Source organism: Thermoactinospora rubra (genome assembly GCF_002093975.1).
Lineage (GTDB): Bacteria > Actinomycetota > Actinomycetes > Streptosporangiales > Streptosporangiaceae > Nonomuraea > Nonomuraea rubra_A.
In genome coordinates, this window is sequence record NZ_KZ084327.1 from 229,876 (window position 1) to 246,890 (window position 17,015).

The 17,015-nt window shown below is 74.6% G+C and carries 14 protein-coding genes; 6 read left to right on the forward strand and 8 right to left on the reverse strand.

All coding sequences use genetic code 11. The features are described 5' to 3' along the window. Window positions 1–16: 16 nt before the first annotated feature. Window positions 17–1,633 (forward strand): serine/threonine-protein kinase, encoded by a 1,617-nt coding sequence (locus tag BSB02_RS07025; protein ID WP_084957855.1) that lies wholly within the window; start codon window positions 17–19, stop codon window positions 1,631–1,633. Window positions 1,634–1,657: 24 nt separating this feature from the next. Here the strand turns inward: BSB02_RS07025 and BSB02_RS07030 are convergent, their stop codons facing one another. Next, window positions 1,658–2,041, reverse strand: a complete 384-nt coding sequence (locus BSB02_RS07030; RefSeq protein ID WP_143590325.1) for a tetratricopeptide repeat protein — start codon at window positions 2,039–2,041, stop codon at window positions 1,658–1,660. 120 nt (window positions 2,042–2,161) lie between these two features. Between BSB02_RS07030 and BSB02_RS07035 the strand changes: the two genes are divergently transcribed. Both BSB02_RS07035 and BSB02_RS07040 read left to right on the forward strand, forming a co-directional pair. Beyond that, window positions 2,162–3,649: a metallophosphoesterase family protein gene (locus BSB02_RS07035; RefSeq protein WP_084957857.1), complete on the forward strand. Its 1,488-nt coding sequence runs from the start codon at window positions 2,162–2,164 to the stop codon at window positions 3,647–3,649. A 247-nt stretch (window positions 3,650–3,896) separates the two neighbouring features. Then, a complete protein-coding gene (locus BSB02_RS07040; protein ID WP_084957858.1) occupies window positions 3,897–5,453 on the forward strand; it encodes a bifunctional 3'-5' exonuclease/DNA polymerase in 1,557 nt (518 codons plus the stop codon). On the opposite strand, the gene BSB02_RS07045 is transcribed toward BSB02_RS07040, so the two are convergent. The 3 genes from BSB02_RS07045 to BSB02_RS07055 are packed head-to-tail and all read right to left on the reverse strand — an operon-like array spanning window position 5,428 to window position 8,108. Then, complete coding sequence (locus BSB02_RS07045; protein ID WP_240506236.1) at window positions 5,428–6,639, reverse strand: MFS transporter; 1,212 nt, start codon at window positions 6,637–6,639, stop codon at window positions 5,428–5,430. The genes BSB02_RS07040 and BSB02_RS07045 overlap by 26 nt on opposite strands. Before the next feature lie 57 nt (window positions 6,640–6,696). Next, on the reverse strand, window positions 6,697–7,512 hold the full coding sequence (locus BSB02_RS07050) for an MOSC domain-containing protein (protein ID WP_084957859.1): 816 nt from the start codon (window positions 7,510–7,512) through the stop codon (window positions 6,697–6,699). Further along, window positions 7,509–8,108, reverse strand: a complete 600-nt coding sequence (locus tag BSB02_RS07055; RefSeq protein WP_084957926.1) for a TetR/AcrR family transcriptional regulator — start codon at window positions 8,106–8,108, stop codon at window positions 7,509–7,511. Before BSB02_RS07055 ends, BSB02_RS07050 begins: the two co-directional genes overlap by 4 nt. Window positions 8,109–8,183: 75 nt before the next feature. Here BSB02_RS07055 and BSB02_RS07060 point away from each other — a divergent pair, with 75 nt between their 5' ends. Next, window positions 8,184–8,963, forward strand: coding sequence for an alpha/beta hydrolase (locus BSB02_RS07060; RefSeq protein ID WP_084957860.1), 780 nt, complete (start codon window positions 8,184–8,186; stop codon window positions 8,961–8,963). A 3-nt stretch (window positions 8,964–8,966) separates the two neighbouring features. Here the strand turns inward: BSB02_RS07060 and BSB02_RS07065 are convergent, their stop codons facing one another. The 4 genes from BSB02_RS07065 to BSB02_RS07080 all read right to left on the reverse strand — a co-directional run bounded on the left by BSB02_RS07065 (window position 8,967) and on the right by BSB02_RS07080 (window position 14,927). After that, window positions 8,967–11,120, reverse strand: a complete 2,154-nt coding sequence (locus tag BSB02_RS07065; RefSeq protein ID WP_084957861.1) for a serine/threonine-protein kinase — start codon at window positions 11,118–11,120, stop codon at window positions 8,967–8,969. Between the two features lie 176 nt (window positions 11,121–11,296). Further along, window positions 11,297–12,667 (reverse strand): YlbE family protein, encoded by a 1,371-nt coding sequence (locus BSB02_RS07070; protein ID WP_084957862.1) that lies wholly within the window; start codon window positions 12,665–12,667, stop codon window positions 11,297–11,299. After that, the gene (locus BSB02_RS07075; RefSeq protein WP_084957863.1) at window positions 12,664–14,016 is read right to left on the reverse strand and encodes an FdrA family protein; all 1,353 of its coding nucleotides are present in this window, start codon (window positions 14,014–14,016) and stop codon (window positions 12,664–12,666) included. The genes BSB02_RS07070 and BSB02_RS07075 overlap by 4 nt, the downstream gene beginning before the upstream one ends. Further along, complete coding sequence (locus tag BSB02_RS07080; RefSeq protein ID WP_240506237.1) at window positions 14,013–14,927, reverse strand: oxamate carbamoyltransferase subunit AllH family protein; 915 nt, start codon at window positions 14,925–14,927, stop codon at window positions 14,013–14,015. Before BSB02_RS07080 ends, BSB02_RS07075 begins: the two co-directional genes overlap by 4 nt. Window positions 14,928–15,036: 109 nt before the next feature. Between BSB02_RS07080 and BSB02_RS07085 the strand changes: the two genes are divergently transcribed. Both BSB02_RS07085 and BSB02_RS07090 read left to right on the forward strand, forming a co-directional pair. Continuing rightward, complete coding sequence (locus BSB02_RS07085; protein WP_084957865.1) at window positions 15,037–16,638, forward strand: PucR family transcriptional regulator; 1,602 nt, start codon at window positions 15,037–15,039, stop codon at window positions 16,636–16,638. Between the two features lie 11 nt (window positions 16,639–16,649). Further along, window positions 16,650–16,865, forward strand: coding sequence for an RNA-binding S4 domain-containing protein (locus tag BSB02_RS07090; protein WP_084957927.1), 216 nt, complete (start codon window positions 16,650–16,652; stop codon window positions 16,863–16,865). Window positions 16,866–17,015 lie beyond the last annotated feature (150 nt).

Consider the following 17,015-nt stretch of genomic DNA (forward strand, 5'->3'; position numbering starts at 1 on the left):
TCTAGGATGTGCCGCCATGAGTGGATACGGTCCGCCGGCGGTGCAGGCGCTTCGCGAGGGCGATCCCGCCGCGCTGGGTCCCTACCGGATCGCGGGCCGGCTGGGGCAGGGCGGCATGGGGACCGTCTTCCTCGCGGAGGGCCCGCAGGGCCCGGTGGCGCTCAAGGTGATCATGCCGCACCTCGCGGCCGATCCCGAGTTCGTCGAGCGCTTCCGCCGCGAGGTGGCCGCGGCCCGGCGGGTGCGGCGGTTCTGCACCGCGCCGGTGCTCGACAGCCAGCTCGACGTGCCGCCGTTCTGGGTGGTGACCGAGTACGTCGCGGGCCCCGACCTGGGCCGGGTGCTGCGCGAGAGCGGGCCGCTGGCCAACTCCAACCTCGAGGCGCTGGCCGTGGGGGTGGCCACCGCGCTGACCGCCATCCACGGCGCCGGGCTGGTCCACTGCGACCTCAAGCCCGGCAACGTCCTGCTGTCGCCGCTGGGGCCGCGGGTGATCGACTTCGGCATCGCCAGGGCCTTCGACATCGGCGGCGGCAAGACCGTCACCGGGCGGCTGCTGGGCACGCCCGAGTACATGGCGCCGGAGGTCATCAACGCCCACCACCTCACCCCGGCCGCCGACATCTTCGCCTGGGGCTGCGTGGTGTACGCGGCGGCGACCGGCCGCTCGCCGTTCGCCGCGCGGACCGTGCCCGAGGCGCTCATGCGCGTGGTCAACGACCGGCCGTCGCTGGAGGCGATCGAGCCGGGGCTGCGCGAGGTGGTCGCCGCCGCGCTGGAGAAGGAGCCGCGCAACCGGCCCACCGCGCAGGACATCGCCTCACGGCTGGTGGGCAGCACCAAGCTGGACGCCGAGGCCCTCGCGGGCACGCTCAGGATCGACCTGGCCTCGCTGAGCGGCGTGCCGGCCTCCGCGCCGGGGCACACGCCCGCCCCGCCCCGCAAGGGCGGGCGCGGCAAGCTGGCCGCGATCGGCGCGGGCGTGGCCGCGCTGCTGGTGGCCGTGGCGGTGGGAGCCGCGGTCTGGGGGCTGCCCAAGGGCCCGCCGGCCACCGACGGGGTGCTCTACCAGGACCTCTTCGACGACAAGGAGTCCGGCTGGAACACCGACGCGGGCGGCGCCTACGACGACGCGGGCGGCACCTTCACCCTCACCAACAACAGCGACAACCCGTCCTGGGCCAGGCCGCCCCTCAACGCCGTGATCCCCCAGCGGGTCCTGCTGGAGGCCAACGTGTCCAACTTCAGCGGCGACCCCGGGGCCAGGGCCGGGCTGTACTGCAACTTCCTGAACGCCGACACCGCCGAGGGCGCCTCCTACGACATGGAGATCCGCCGCGACGGGCGCGCCCGGATCAGGAAGTCGGTCTCCGGCGACGGCTGGGACCTCACCGCCGACGTGCCGGTCGAGGGCTTCAAGCCGGACAAGGCCAAGCTGCAGGCCGAATGCACGCGGGAGGGCGACAAGGTGCGGCTGGCGCTGTGGGTGAACGGCCGGCTGGCCGTACAGGCCGAGGACAGCCAGAAGCTGCCGACCGCCCGCCAGCCGACCCTGGGCGTGCAGCTCACGCGCGGCCTGGGGGAGAACGAGGCCAAGGTGACGGTCGAGGACTTCACGGTCTCGCACTTCTGAGCCCTGCGGGGCCTGCGTGAGCCGCTAGGCGATCGTCTCGGCCTCCTTCAGCGCGGCGGCCGCCTCCTCGTGCCTGCCCAGCGCGGTCAGTACGTCCGCCAGGCACCCGAGGCTCACCACCAGCGCCCCGCCGCCGACCGCCCGCGCCACCGACACGGCCTCCAGCGCGTACGGCAGGGCCTCGGCCGCCCGGCGCCGCCGCAGGAGCAGCCGGGCGGTGGTGCGTAACGACCGGGCGAGCAGGCTCGTGTGCTCGGCGGAGCCGCTGCGGGCCAGCTCCCGGCTGAGCGCCACCGCGCGCCTCGCCCTGTCGACGGCTCCGCGGCCCCAGCGCGGCCCGGTCGAGGCGTAGGCGAGCAGCGCCTCGACCGCCTCGGCACTCGCGGACAGGTGTTCGTCTCGGGCCATGACCACCCCCAGCCCTGGAGGGTCGAGAGTATCGCGCCGTGCGCGGGGATGCACGAAGAGTTTCGATCCAAGGCCCCGGGACGGCTGCGCCCCAGGCGAAGATCGCGTAAAGATATCCCCATGGTCGATGTGGCGGCGGAGCGGGGGAAGCGGGCCTCCTCCCGCGTGTCGGAGGCGGGCGCGGGCTGGCGGTGCCAGGAGATCGGCACCTTCGCCGGGCTGCGGCCCAACGAGCGGAGCTTCTCCTGGCTCAACCTGGCCACCCTGTGGCGCTCCCGCAACGAGATCCTCGCCGGGCTGTTCGGCGACCCCTCGGGCGAGGTACGCAGGCGGTGGATGGAGACCCAGCGCGCCCGGGGCGTCGACGCGGACCTGCGGATCCGGCCCCCGGTCGGGGACAGCTTCTCCTTCCTGCTGCTGGGGGACCCGGGAGAGGGGGACGCCTCGCAGTACGCGGTGGTGCCCGGCATGCTCAAGATCGGGCAGGACACCTCCTTCGCCGTGATCGCCAGCGACGTCGTCTACCCGACGGGGTCGGCCAACGAGTACTGCGACAAGTTCTTCCGCCCCTACCAGGACTACCGTGCCCCCGTCTACGCCATCCCCGGCAACCACGACTGGTACGACGGCCTCGGCGGCTTCATGCGGGTCTTCTGCGACGCGCCGCCGCTGAAGCCCAAGCCGGACCGCGGACTGCGCGGGCTGCTGTGGCGGCGGCCCGAGAAGATCGACGAGCCGGCCCTGGCGGAGGCGCGCAAGCTGCGCGGCCGGCCCGAGCAGCAGGCCGTCCAGCCCGCGCCGTACTGGGCGATCGAGACGCCGAGCCTGCTGGTCGTGGGCGTCGACACGGGGATCAGGGGCGAGATCGACGCCGAGCAGGCCGCGTGGCTGCGCCGTACCTCCCTGGACCCGAGGCCCAAGGTGCTGGTCACAGGCAAGCCGATCTACCGGCGCAACGACTACGCCCCCTCGCCGCTGGAGGGCGGGGGGACGGTCGACGACATCGTCCGCGACCCCGCGCACCGCTACGTGGCCGCCATCGGCGGGGACGTGCACAACTACCAGCGCTACCCGGTCAAGGTGGGGGACCGGGTGATCCAGTACCTCGTGGCCGGCGGGTCGGGGGCGTTCATGCACGCCACGCACACGATCAGCCGGGTGGACGTCGCGGGGGTGCGGGAGGAGGACTACCGCTGCTACCCGCTGCGGGGCGACTCGCTGTCGTTCTACAGCCAGCTGTACGCCAGGCGGCTGCGGATGAGGTGGCTGTACCTGACGCCGCAGGAGGCCGTGTGCATCATGGCCGAGCGGATCGGGATCAAGCCGGTGCGCCCGGTGGAGCATCCGGTCAGGATCACGCGGCGGATGCGCTGGGCGGCGCGCGTCCTCGGTGCCTGGCCGTGGCCGTTACGCCTGCCGGTGGACAGGGTGTTCCACCGGTTCCTGTCGGAGCTGTCGGACTGGGACACCCCGCCGTTCTTCAAGAGCTTCCTGCACTTGTCGGTGACGCCGGACACGTTGACGATCAGGTGCTTCGCGGCGACGGGCTGCCTGCCGCAGGAGGTGGACCCGCCCGTGGAGGACGAGGTCGTCATCCCTCTGCGGTGACCTCCCGCCGACGCGGGTGCGGGCCGCACGGGACCTTCTTGCCCGCCGGTGGTGCGGGTTTTTGCTCGGGGCGCGGCGCGCTCTGGACTGAGGAGCGCTGAGGGCGTTCAACGCCCGAAGCGCGACGAGGGAAGAGCGCGCCTTCCCGGCGCCCCGAGCACGTCGCGCCTCCGGCGCGACCATGAACACAGCGCCCCGAGCACGTCGCGCCTCCGGCGCGACCATAAGCAGGCGCGACAATGGGCACATGTACGTGGCGCTGACCCCTACCGAGGTGGGGCCGCCGGGGGACCGGTCGGTCGAGGTCGCGCTGGCCGTACGGAAGCTCGAGCCCCAGCGTCCCCGATGGGTGTGGGCCGACGCCAAGGAGGCCTACATGCCCCTCCTGCGGCAGGGCGTGCGCGTGTCCCGCTGCCACGACCTGACCCTCACCGAGGGTCTCCTGCTGGCCGCCGAGGGCCGGTACGGCGAGCCGCGCTCGGCCAGGGCGGCGTACGCGAGGCTGCACGGCCTGCCGGTGCCCGAGGAGGCCGAGGCCCGGCAGGACACGCTGTTCGCCCCCGAGCCGCTGGGCGTGCCCGCGCTCGAGGAGCTGCTGGCCGACCAGCTCGGGCGCATCGCCGCCCTGCCCGACCCGGGCCGCTTCCGCCTCCTGGTGGCCGCCGAGTCCGCGGGCGGGCTGATCGCGGCCGAGATGCAGCACGAGGGCATGCCGTGGAACCGCGAGGTGCACGACCGCCTGCTGGCCGAGCTGCTGGGCCCGCGGCCCGCGCACGGCATGCGCCCGGCCAGGCTCCAGGCGCTGGCCGACGAGGTGAGCGCCGCCTTCGGCCACCCGGTCAACCCCGACTCGGTCCAGCAGCTGATCAAGGCCTTCAAGGCGGCCGGGGTCGAGATCAAGACGACCCGCTCCTGGGAGCTCAAGCGCGTCGACCATCCGGCCGTCGCCCCGCTGCTGGCCTACAAGGAGCTCGCCAGGCTCCACAGCTTCCACGGCTGGGCCTGGGCCGACCAGTGGGTGCGCGACGGGCGGTTCCGTCCCGAGTACGTCGTCGGCGGCGTGGTGTCCGGGCGGTGGGCGACCAGCGGCGGCGGGGCGCTGCAGATCCACAAGACGATGCGGAAGGTCGTGGTCGCCGATCCCGGCTGGACCCTCGTCGTGGCCGACGCCGCCCAGCTGGAGCCCCGCGTGCTGGCCGCGATGTCCGGCGACGTGGCGCTGGCCAGGGCGGCGGGCGAGATCGACCTGTACTCCGCGCTGGCCCAGACCTTCGGCGGCGCCCGCGACAACGCCAAGATCGCGATGCTGTCGGCCATGTACGGCGGGACCAGCGGCGACGCCCCCAAGCTGCTGGCGATCATGCGCCGGCGCTTCCCCGACGCCTACCGCCTGGTCGAGGAGGCCGCCAAGGCGGGGGAGGAGGGCAGGGTGGTGCGGTCCTGGCTGGGCCGGACGAGCCCGCCGCCCTCGCGGCGGTGGCGCGAGCTGGTGGCCGGGCCGGAGGGCGGCAGGGCGGCCCGCGACCGCGGCCGGTTCACCCGCAACTTCGTGGTCCAGGCCACGGCCGCCGAGTGGGCGCTGGCCATGCTGGCGGTGCTGCGCGGCCTGCTGCCCGAGCCGGCCCGCATGGTGTTCTTCCAGCACGACGAGGTCATGGTGCACTGCCCGGCCGAGCAGGCCGAGGAGGTGGCCGCCGCGGTGGGCCGGGCGGCGGAGGAGGCCACCCGGCTGCTGTTCGGCGACACGCCGGTGCGCATCCCGATGCAGGCGGTGGCGGTCAGCTGCTACGCCGACGCCAAGTGAGCGCCAGCCAGGCCCCGGTGAGGCAGACCATGACGCCCACGGCGGCGCCGAGCGCGCCGTAGGAGAAGGCGCCCACGATCGCGCCGGCCAGGACCGTGCCGGTGGCGCCGCAGACGTTCATGATGAGGTCCGACAGGCCCTGCACCGACGGGCGGCGCTCCTGCGGCACGGACTCGGTCAGCAGGGCCGAGCCCGCGACCAGGCCGCACGACCAGCCCAGCCCCAGCAGGGTGAGCGACACGGTGATCTGCGCGACGCCGTGGCCGGTGGCGGCCAGCACCGCCGAGGCCAGCAGCACCCCCATGCCGCCCACCAGCACGGGGAGCCGTCCGGCCTTGTCGGCGAGCCACCCGACCAGCGGCGAGAACATGTACATGCCCGCGATGTGCAGGCTCAGCGCCATGCCGATGACGGCCAGGCTCGCGCCGCCGTGGTCCAGGTGCACGGGCGTCATCGACATGATCGACACCATGGCGGTGTGGCTGGCCGCGATGGCGGTGATCGCGCCGACCGCCGCGGGGGTGGTGCGCAGGACCTGCCAGGCCTCCCGCAGCGTGCCGGACCGGCCGGGGCCGTCCGCCGAGGTGCCGTCGATCTCGCGCGCGACCAGCAGCGGGTCGGGGCGCAGCGCCGTCTGGATGATGAGCAGCGCTCCCACGAAGGCCAGCGCGGAGAAGGCGAAGGGGCCCGCCATGGCCGGCAGGCCCAGCTGCTCGCCCGCGCGGTCGGCGGGGGCGGCCAGGTTGGGTCCGGCGACCGAGCCGATCGTCGCCATCCACACCACGATCGACAGATGCCTGGCCGCGTGCCCCTGCGGCGACAGGTCGGTGGCCGAGTACCGCGCGGCCAGGTTGCCGGCGGTCCCGCCGCCCATGAGGAGGAAGCCGCCCAGCAGCAGCGGCCACGACGCGGCGACGATGGCCACCACCGAGATCGCGCCGCCCACGAGGGCGGCCAGGTAGGCCAGGGTGAGCGCCGCCCGGCGCCCGCGGCGGCCCGCGACCTTGGCGACCGGCAGGGCCAGCAGCGCGGCGCCGAGGACCATGGCCGTGCCTGCGTAGCCGCTGATCATCACCGAGCCCGACAGCTTGGCCACGACCAGGGCGCTGAACGCCAGTCCCACGGCCACCCCGACGCCGCCGATGATCTGCGTGACCGACAGGACGACGAGGGTACGGCGCTGCACGCGAGCCGGTGAAAGCGTTTTAGTCGCGACTTGCACTCATGAAGTGTGTCATATCCCCTATAGCGGGATTACTGGGTCACCGATGCTGATTCTGCCGGTGCCGTCCGGGATGAGATTCATGCCGAACCACACCTTGCCGTCCCACCGCCGGTGCCTGGACAGGGTGCGGATGGGCTCCTTGCCCTTGGCCAGCGTGCGGGCGTCGATCGTGGTCAGCACGCACCGGTCGCACGGCTTGACCACGCGGAAGTCCACCTCGCCCACGCGCACGCGCTTCCACCGGTCCTCGGCGAACGGCTCGGCGACGCCGTCCACCACGAGGTTGGGGCGGAACCGGGAGATCGGCAGTGGCTCGGGCACCTCCTCGCCGCGCTCTGCCGCCTGCTCGGCGATCCAGTCGTTCAGCCGGGCCATCGAGGCCGTGGACGCCAGGAGCAGGGGATAGCCGTCGGCCAGGCTCACCCGGTCGCGCGGCGTGCCATACTCCGGGTCGACCGGGCGGCGGGTCGGGTCGTCCAGCCACTTCAGCCGGGCGGGACGGCCGAGGAGGGCGCTGAGCCAGGCGGCGGCTTCCTCGCCGCAGTCGGTCAGCTCCACCGCCGTGCGCCACACGTTCACCAGGGACGTGCGGCCGGCCGGGAGGACGCGCAGCGGCTCGGCGTGCGGGCCGGTGAGCGTGAGGGTGCCGCCGGTCGGCTCGGCGCGGCAGGCCAGCAGGCGCGGGTGCTCGCGGGCGGTCAGCAGCTCGCCGTCCTCGCCGGTGACCATGTAGCGCCGGTCGCCGGCCAGCCCCCACGGCTCGACCTCGGCGGAGGCGACGTCGTGCCCCATGGTCGACTTGATCGGATAGATGTGGACGCTCGCCAGCCTCATGGGGCCGACGGTACACGGGCGGCCTGGAGCAGCGTCAGGGCGGCCTGGCGGGCCAGCCGGGCGGCGTGCGGCGTGCCGGGGTGCTGGTCGGCCACGGTGGTGCAGCCCGACACCAGGATGAGCCACTGGCGCGCCAGCGTCTCGGGGTCGGCGGCCCCGGCCCTGATGGCGATCTCGGTGAGCAGGGCCAGGCGGCGGTCCAGGTGGGAGGCGGCCACGCCCATCTCGGGATCGCCGTGGTGCTGCGTGGCGGCGTTGACGATCGCGCAGCCGCGGAAGCCGGGCTCGGCGTGCCAGCTCGCCAGCGCGTCGAACACCGCGGCCAGCTGGTCGGCGGGGTCGGGCCCCGCGGCCTCGGCCGCCGCGCGCAGCCAGCGCGTCACGCGCTCGCTGCGCTCCCGCAGGACGGCCTCGATGAGCCCCTCCTTGGAGCCGAAGTGCCGGTACAGCGTCTCCTTCGACACCCCGGTGGCCGCGCACAGCTCCGCGACGCCCACGCCGTCGAGCCCGCGCTCGTAGAGCACCGGCGTGACGGCCTGGATGATCGCGGCCCTGGTGCGGGCCGGGTCGAGCGTGGATCCCTTCGGCACTGGCACGCCCACATGGTACCGCTCGGTTCGGCGGCGTGTTATCGTACCGATCGGTTCGATCTCTGCTGGAAGGGTTGCCCGATGAAAGCCGCCACCCCCGCCGTGACCTTCGACAGCGCCGGCGTGACCCTCATGGGACTGCTGCACCTGCCGGCCGGTCCCGGGCCGCACCCCACCGTGCTGTTCCTCCAGGGCTTCCCGGGCAACGAGCGCAACCTCGACGTCGCCCAGGCGCTGCGCGCCGCCGGGTACGCCTGCGTGGCCTTCCACTACCGGGGCGCCTGGGGGATGGGCGGGCGGTGGTCGTGGGGCAACGCGCTGGAGGACGCCGCCCGGGTGGCCGACGCGGTCCGCGCCGAGCCGTTCGCGTCGGCCCACCGCCTGGACCCGGCCCGCTTCGCCCTCTTCGGACACAGCTTCGGGGCCTTCGCCGCGCTGATGACCGCCGCCGCCGATCCCACGGTGCCTGCCGTGGTGTCGGTGTCGGCCTTCGACTTCGGTACGGTGACCCGCTCGCTGGACCCGCTCTCGCGGCAGCGGTACGTCGAGGCGTTCGACGCCGAGGTGCTGCCGTTGCGTGGCACCGGCGGGGAGGCGCTGGTGGCGGAGATGGAGGCGGCGGGGGAGCGCTGGAGCCTGGCCGCGCTGGCGCCCAGGCTCGCCGGGCGGCCGCTGCTGATGATCGGCACCTCCCGCGACGAGGTCACCCCCGCCGCGGTGCACCACCGGCCGCTCGTCGAGGCCTACGCCGGGCCGCTGCTGGAGCACCACGAGTGGGCCACCGACCACGCCCTGTCCGACCATCGCGCCCGGCTGGCCGGGACCGTGCGCGGCTTCCTGGACCGCCGACTGCGGCCCTGACGGTCAGCTCGCCGGGCGGAAGGTGTCGAAGAAGACCTTGCGCAGCCCCGCCTGGTCGTCCCACTTGAGGTCGGGCATCACGATGGTGATCTTGAAGGCGCGGGCGTCGTCGATGGTGACGTACCGCACCAGGGCGTGCATCGGCACGTCCTGGCCGACCGTGTAGGTGTACTCCCAGTCGGCCGCCTTCCACGCCTGGTAGGTCACCCCCTGGAGCTGGACCTGGGCGTAGTTCTCCACGCCCACGTTCGGCTGCTCCTTGGTGAGCGTGGCCAGGCCGCCGTCCGGCTGGGGATCCGCCGTGGCCACGACGATCTTCATGCCGGAGTCCTTGGGCCCGGTGAACGTCGCCTCCCCGTTGGCGGTGGTGAGCTTCCAGGCGGTGGGCACCGCGGCGATGAAGCCCTCGGTGGTGTGCTCCTTGTAGCCCTGCGGCACCTCGGGGGCCAGCGGCAGCACCTGCTGCTGCGGGCTCGCCGGGGCGGTGGCCGCCGTCGTGGCGCCGGTGGGCTCGGGCTCGCCGCCCGGGGTGAGCAGCACGACGGCGAGCGCCGCCGCGCCCAGGGCCGCCGCGCCCGCGACCAGCAGGCGCGGGGTCGGCCTGCCGTCGCGCAGCCAGGCGCCGCCCTTCTCCTCGTCCGGCTCGTCGGCTCTGCCGTCCTCGGCCCGCCTGCGGCCGGTCGCGGGCCTGCGGGCGGTGCGGCCCGGCTCGCCGTCGGGCTCGGCGGGCCACGGCGTGCCGCCGGAGGCCGAGCGGACGTCCGCGGTCAGGGGCAGGATCGGCTGCGGCTTGGGCGCCTGCGGCGGGGTGCCAGAGCCGGGAGAGACCGGGCCGGAGGCGATCGGGCCGGAGGAGACGGGGCCCGGGGTGACCGGGCCGGAGCCGCTGCGCAGCGCGTCGTAGCTCACCGACGAGCCGGGCGGCGCGTCGAAGCCGCCCGAGGGGCTGCGCAGGGCGTCGTAGCTGACGGAGGAGCCCGCGCGGGGCGCGCCGGACGGCCCGGTCAGCGGGTCGGCGCGGTGACCGCCCGAGGGGCCGGCCAGCTGGTCCGTGGGGTGGCTCCCCGACGGCCCGGCCAGCGCGTCGTAGCCGGCGGGCGCCGCCGGGTACTGCGGCTGCGCGCCGGACGGGCTGCTCGACGGGTCGTACGGCACGCGCACCGGCCCCGAGGGCGTCTCCACGATGCGCGAGGGCATCGGCCCCGACGGGGTGTCCAGCGGCGGCAGCAGCCCCAGGGGCGTGGAGTTCCCCGCCGTCGGAAGGGCGTCCCTGGCCGGCCGGGTCGGCGAGCCGTGCGAGCGCAGCACCCGCTCCAGCAGCTCGGCGACCTGCGCCGCGGTGAGCCGGTCGGCCGGGTTCTTGCGCAGCAGCCCCTCGATGACGGGCAGCAGCGCGCCCGCCCGCTGCGGCTTGATCGGGTCCTGGGTCAGCACCGCGCCGAGCACGGCGATCGCGTCCGCCCCCGCGTACGGCGGGCGGCCCTCGACGGCGGCGTAGAGCGTGGCGCCGAAGGACCACAGGTCGGCAGCCGCGGTGAGGGGCTGGCCGGACAGCCGCTCCGGCGGGATGTAGGCGGGCGAGCCCATCAGCAGCCCGGTCTGGGTGATCGTCACGTCGCCCTCGATGGCGGCGATGCCGAAGTCGGTGAGCACCACGCGGTCGGAGGTGAGCAGCACGTTGCCGGGCTTGATGTCGCGGTGCAGGATGCCGGCCGCGTGCGCGTGGCGCAGGGCGTCGAGCACCCGCACGCCGATCTCCGCCGCCTGGATCACCGGCAGCGGGCCGCTCTGCCGTACCGCCTGCTCCAGGGACCAGGCGCGGACCAGCTCCATGACGATCCAGGGGCGGCCGTCCTCCTCGACCACGTCGTGCACGGTCACGATGCCGGGGTGGCTGAGCCGGGCGGCGGAGCGGGCCTCGCGCAGCATCCTGCGGTGGGCCACCTGCTTGCCGGTCTGGTCCAGGCCGTGGGGCAGGATCAGCTCCTTCACGGCGACGTCCCGGTCCAGCAGCACGTCGTGCGCGTGCCACACCATGCCCATGCCGCCACGGCCGACGGGCGACATCAGGCGGTAACGCCCGCCCACGAGGCGGCCCGGGCTGGACGGCGCTCCCCCTTGCGCGTTCGGCCCGCTGAGCACGCGGTCGGCCGACATCAAGCCCCCCAATCGTCCCACATACCACTCGATGCACGATTCATCAAGATTGATGAACTTCGCCACAATATCGGCATTGGCGTGATTTGGGAAAGCTGTGGGGATTCCTTGGCGTGGCGAATCCCTAACTGATCACTTACTGGCGGAAAACGGTATCGGCGCGCACGTTTGCGCTGCTACAGGGCCTCGGCCAGCGCCGTCAAGGCGGCGGTGAAGGCTTCGACGGGCGGTTTCACCAACCCCGCGCCGACCTGCCCGGTGCCCGCCACGCGGCCCGCGATCCCGGTGTTCACCACCGGCAGGATGCCGGTCCTGGCCACCAGCGTCACGTCGATCCCCACGGGGGCGCCGCGGAAGTCCAGCCCGGGGATCTGGTAGGCGGGATGCTCGGCCAGCGTGATCTCGTACATCGAGCGGGTCGCGTTCACCGCGTCGGCCACCTCGCCCCCGACGAAGCGCACGATCGCCGGGGCCGCCGCCATGGCGAAGCCGCCCAGGCCGCACGTCTCGGTGATGGTGGAGTCGCCGATGTCGGGGTTGGCGTCGGCCGGGCCGTACGCGCCGAGGTAGAGCCCGTCGGGCACCCCGGCGGGCCCGGTGAACCAGCGGTCGCCCAGCCCGGAGACCTGGATGCCGAAGTCGGTGCCGTTGCGCGCCATCGCGACGACCATCGTGGAGCCGGGGATGCCGCGGGCGGCGTCGGCGCAGGCCTTGCTCGCGGCCATGCCCGCGTTGAGGAAGAAGTGATCGTTGCTGTTGATGAAGCGCAGCACCGCGGCCGCCTGCTCCGGCGCGGCCTCCACGATCGCCGGGGCCAGCTCGCGCAGCAGCAGGCTCGTGGCGGCCCGGTTGCGGTTGTGCAGCTCGTCGCCCATCTGCAGGGCCTGGGCGATGATGCCGCGCAGGTCGATGGGCCCGGTGCGGGCCAGCGCGGCGGCCAGCACGGGGCCGAGCACCTCCTCCATCCAGCGCAGCCGCTCCAGCACCTCCGGGCCGTAGGCGCCGTACCGCAGGACCTTGCCCAGGCCCTCGTTGAGCGAGCAGTACGCGCTGCCGCCGTGCTCGGCGTCGCGCACCTCCAGCATCCACATCGACGGGCTGACCACGCCGGCCATGGGGCCGACCATGCGGTGGTGGTGGCACGGCTCCAGCGTGACGGTGCCGATGCGCCGCTCGGCCTCCGCCTCGTCGGCCGCCAGGCCCTCCAGCAGCATCGCCCCGATGAGCGCGCCGCGCAGCGGCCCGGAGGCGCGCTCCCAGGTGATCGGCGGCCCGGCGTGCAGGAAGGTCCGCCCGGGCAGCAGCTCGCTCGCGCGGCGGACGCCGACGAGCTGGGGGGCGGCCGAGGTGAGGCGCCGGACCGCCGTGGCGTTGGCGGCGGCGCGGCGCGGGTCGGCCAGGACGGCGGCCAGGGCGTCCTCGGTGCCCGGCAGCGGCGGCCGCCAGCTCACCGGGATCGTCTCGATCGCCTGCGCGGCCAGGGCCTCCTCCAGCAGGGCCGCGCCGACGGTGATCACCCGCGGGGGCGCGCTGAGCAACTCGGTCATGCCGTTCCCTTCGCGAAGCGGGCCGCCTGGGCGTTGGACGCGAACACCCACGCGCCGGCCCGGGTGAGGGCCTCGGCCTGGCGGCGCAGGCCCTGCGGATCGCCGTCGCTGCCGACCAGCGCGACCACCACCTGCGCGGGGCCGGCCGCGATGGCCGGGGCCAGGCGGGCCGCCGGGTCGGGGTCGGCGGCGTGGCCCAGCACCACGTCCATCAGCACCACGTCGCCCGCGCGGCAGCGGCCCAGCGCCTCCAGCCGCAGCGAGGGGTCGATCAGCGGGTGCGCGCGGCCCCGGGTGTAGGTGTCGTCGCCGAAGTCGGTGAACTCGCCGCGGCCCGCGATCCGCCTGGCCTCCTCGCACAGCGTGCCCCCGGCGTACAGGCCCCTGAGCGGGCCGCCCCCGGTGAACGAGCCGGCCGGCGGGGTCCACGACGGCCACTGGGGCACCGGGCGGCCCAGCGCGCGCAGCGCCTCCCCGGTCGCGGCGGTCAGGTCGGTGCCCGTGTCGCCCAGCAGGGCCCGCACCACCGGCGTGCGCAGGCTCGAGGCGACCTCCTCGACGGCCGCGGCGGCCTCGGCGGACGGCGGCTTGGAGATGAGCACGATGAGCTCGGTGCCGGGGTCCTCGTCCAGCATGCGCAGCGCCCTGATGGTGGCCAGGCCGCCGACCTCGGCCGACAGGTCGCGCCCGCCCACCCCCAGCACGTGGGTGACGCCCACCCCGGCCAGGTCCAGCAGGCACGTCACCTGCTGCGCGCCGGTGCCGGAGGCGGCCACCACGCCCACGGGCCCGGGCTTGAGCACGTTGGCGAACCCCAGGCCGGCCCCGGCGACGACGGCCGTGCCGCAGTCGGGGCCCATCACCAGCAGGCCGCGCTCGTCGGCCAGCCGCTTCAGCGCGACCTCCTGCTCCAGGCTCACGCCGTCGGAGAAGACCATCACGTGCAGCCCGGCCTCCAGCGCGTCCATCGCCTCGGCGAAGGCGTGCTCGCCCGGCACGGACACCAGGACCAGGTCGGCCGGGCGGGAGCGGGCCGCGGCGCGCGTCGTGCGGGGCGGGGCCTGCGCCGCCTCCCCGGGCGCCGAGCGGGCCGACAGCGCCTCCAGCAGGCGGTCCAGCTCGGCCGCCGCGCTGTCGGCGTCGTCGGCCCTGATCGCGGCGAGCAGGGCCGAGGGGTCGGCGTCGGGCACGTCGAAGCCGAGGTCGCGGGCCAGGCCGACGTTGAGGTCGGTGGCCATCGCCACGACGGCCACCTGCACGCCGGGCAGCGCCGACAGCGACGAGCTGACCCGCATGAGGCTGACCGAGTCGTGGTAGACGCCCCGGCGAAGGAGGACGAGGTCGCTCATGCCGCACCCCTCGCACCGTGTCTCGCATCGTGTCCTGTACCGTCTCGCGAAGCCGGCGCGGCCATGGCGAGCACCGCGTCCACGCCGATGGCCACGCCCTGCGCCAGGTCGGCGCCCGAGGTGTGGCCCAGGCGGCGCAGCCGGGCCAGCGCGGGCGCCAGCGGCGTGCGCCCGGCCAGCCCGCGCAGCACGCCCAGCACCTCCGGGCAGGCCGCCCCCTGGGCCGCGCAGTGCAGCAGGGTCGCCGAGATCGGGGTCGTGCGGGTCCTGGCGTCGTAGGTGACCGTGGCCGCCAGCCAGTCGGCCAGCCACAGCGCCCGCTCCGCGCCCGCGCCGCGTCCCAGGTGGCGCAGCGTCACCAGCAGGCCGGCCAGCACGTCGTCGCCGCTCGGCGTCAGCCCGGGGCCCAGCCCCACCAGCTGCTCGGCCGCGCTCAGCGCGCCGAGCAGCCATCCGCCCGCGCACGAGTCCGCCAGCAGGTCCACCGCGCCGTTGCCGGCCAGGCCCTGGGTGCCGTCGGGGCGCAACAGCGCGGCCGCGTGCGCCAGCCGTACGGGATCGACGGGGCCGGGCGGCGCGGCCGGGTCCCACCAGCGGCGCACCCGCAGGCTCAGCGGCCCGAGCTCGATCCCGCCGTCGCCCACGACCGCCTCCTCGCCCACCGACAGGCTCGGCAGCGGGACGGCCAGCAGGACGGCGTTGGGCAGCCGGGTGCCGCCGCCGGTGACCACGGCCAGCACCGACGGCTCGCGCTCGGTCCGCACCTCGAGATAGGCGCCGGCGGGGAAGACGGCCAGCACCCTCGCGGGCCGCCGCGGCGCCTCCAGCACCGGACGGACCGCCGCGCTGGCCGCCAGCGACACAGGGGTGCGCTCGCGCCTGGGAGTCCACTTGGGGGCGCTCACAGTCACTCGACGACGGTAGAACGCTCCCTGACCCCTCCGTACGGAGAAAACTGACAACACTCCGGCGTAGCGTTGGCTCTTCCTGACAGACCGGGTGCCGGGTGACAATCGGCTCATGGAGCCTCCGGTGCGCCTCGCCAGCACAGGAACGATCATCCACGGCGTGTCCGTGGGCGAGGTGCTCGGCGTCTCCACCCTCGCCGAGGCCAAGCTGATCGCGGGCAGGAGCGGGCTGGACCGCATCGTGCAGCGGCTCAACGTCATGGAGGTGCCCGACATCCTGGCCTGGGTCAAGCCGCACGAGCTGCTGCTGACCACCGGCTACCCGCTGCGCAACACGCCCCAGTCGCTCGGCCGCCTGGTCGCCGACCTGGACGAGCGCGGGCTGGCCGCCCTGGCCATCAAGCTCGGGCGCTACGTCGACGAGCTGCCCGAGGAGATGGTCGAGCAGGCTGACCGGCTCGGCTTCCCGCTCATCCTGCTGCCCAACGACGTGGGCTTCGACGACATCCTCAACCAGGTCCTCACCGACATCCTCAACCGGCAGGCCGCCGTGCTGGTGCGCGCCGAGGAGGCGCACCGGGCGCTGGTGCAGGTGGTGCTGGCCGGCGGCGGCCTGGACGAGGTGACCGCCGAGGTGTCGGGCCTGCTGGACGTGGCCGTGGCCGCCGTCGACGGCTCGGGCCGGGTGCAGGCCTGCGCCGGGCCCGCCGACCACGTCGCCGCCCTGCGCGCGGCGATCCCCAGGCTGGCCGGTACGGCGGGCGGCTCGCCCACCTTCGCCTGGGTCCCCGTGGTCGCCGGGGGCCACCACCACGGCCGCATCGTCGCGCACAGCCCCGCGGGCCAGCTGCGCGACAGCGACATCGGCATCCTGGAGCGCGCGGCCACCGTCGCCGCCCTCGTCATCACCCGCCAGGAGGCGGTCAACGCGGTCGAGTCCAAGTACCGCGCCGACTTCCTGCGCGACGTGCTCACCGGCAGGGCCGGGGGCGCCGAGCGGGTCTCGGCCCGGGCGCGCGCCTTCGGCTGGGACCTGGAGCGCCCCGTCACCGTGCTGGTCGCCGAGCTGGACCCCTACGGCGAGGAACGGCTCGCCCAGGACCGGCTCAGCGTCGCCTGGACCGCCGCGATGCGCCGCCACGACCCGCGCGGCGCCGTGGCGGGATTCTCCAGCGAGGTGGTGGCGATCATGGACGCCTCCCTCGACCCGTCCCGGGTCGCCCGCGACGCCGCCGCCGCCTTCGCCGACGCGCAGTCCGCCGCCTCGCCGGCCACCTTCTCCACCGGGGCGTCGCGGCTGTGCTCGGGGCCGGAGACGCTGCCCGAGGCGTACGCGCAGGCCCTGAAGGCGGCGCGGGTGGGCCGGCAGCTCCACGGCCCGGCCGCGGTCGCCCACTTCGACCAGCTGGGCGTCTACCGGCTGCTGTCGCTGGTGAGCGACACCGAGGAGCTGCACGCCTTCGTCCGGGAGACGCTGGGGCCGCTGGCCTCCGACGACGACGCCGAGAACGCCGACCTGCGGCGGACCCTCCAGGTCCTGCTGGAGACCAACCTCAACGTCGCCGAGACGGCGCGGCGGCTGCACTTCCACTACAACACGCTGCGCTACCGCATCGGGAAGCTGGAGCGCATGCTCGGCAACTTCACCGCCGACCACCACCTGCGGCTCAACCTCACGCTCGCCCTGCACGTGCTGCGCATGCGGGGCATCTAGGCTGGGTGCTCGTGGATTTGGACTTCGAGCTCACCACCGACTACATCCCGCTGTGCGACCTGCTGAAGTACTGCGGGATCACCGAGACCGGCGGCACGGCCAAGCAGATGATCGCCGAGGGGCTGGTGTCGGTGGACGGGCAGGTCGAGCTGCGCAAGACGCGCAAGGTGCGGGCCGGATCGGTCGTCAGCGGCGAGGGGTTCACGATCCACGTGGCCGGGAGGTGATCGAACTTGAGCACCACCCCACTGGTCGGCTGCCCAGTTTTGGCAGATCATGCCGGTGTAGGTCACTACGATCGGGCCTAATGTGCCCGCAATGGCACGAAGCACAGGGTGCGGGAGGAGCCTGCGGGGCGGCCACCGAACCGGCAACCC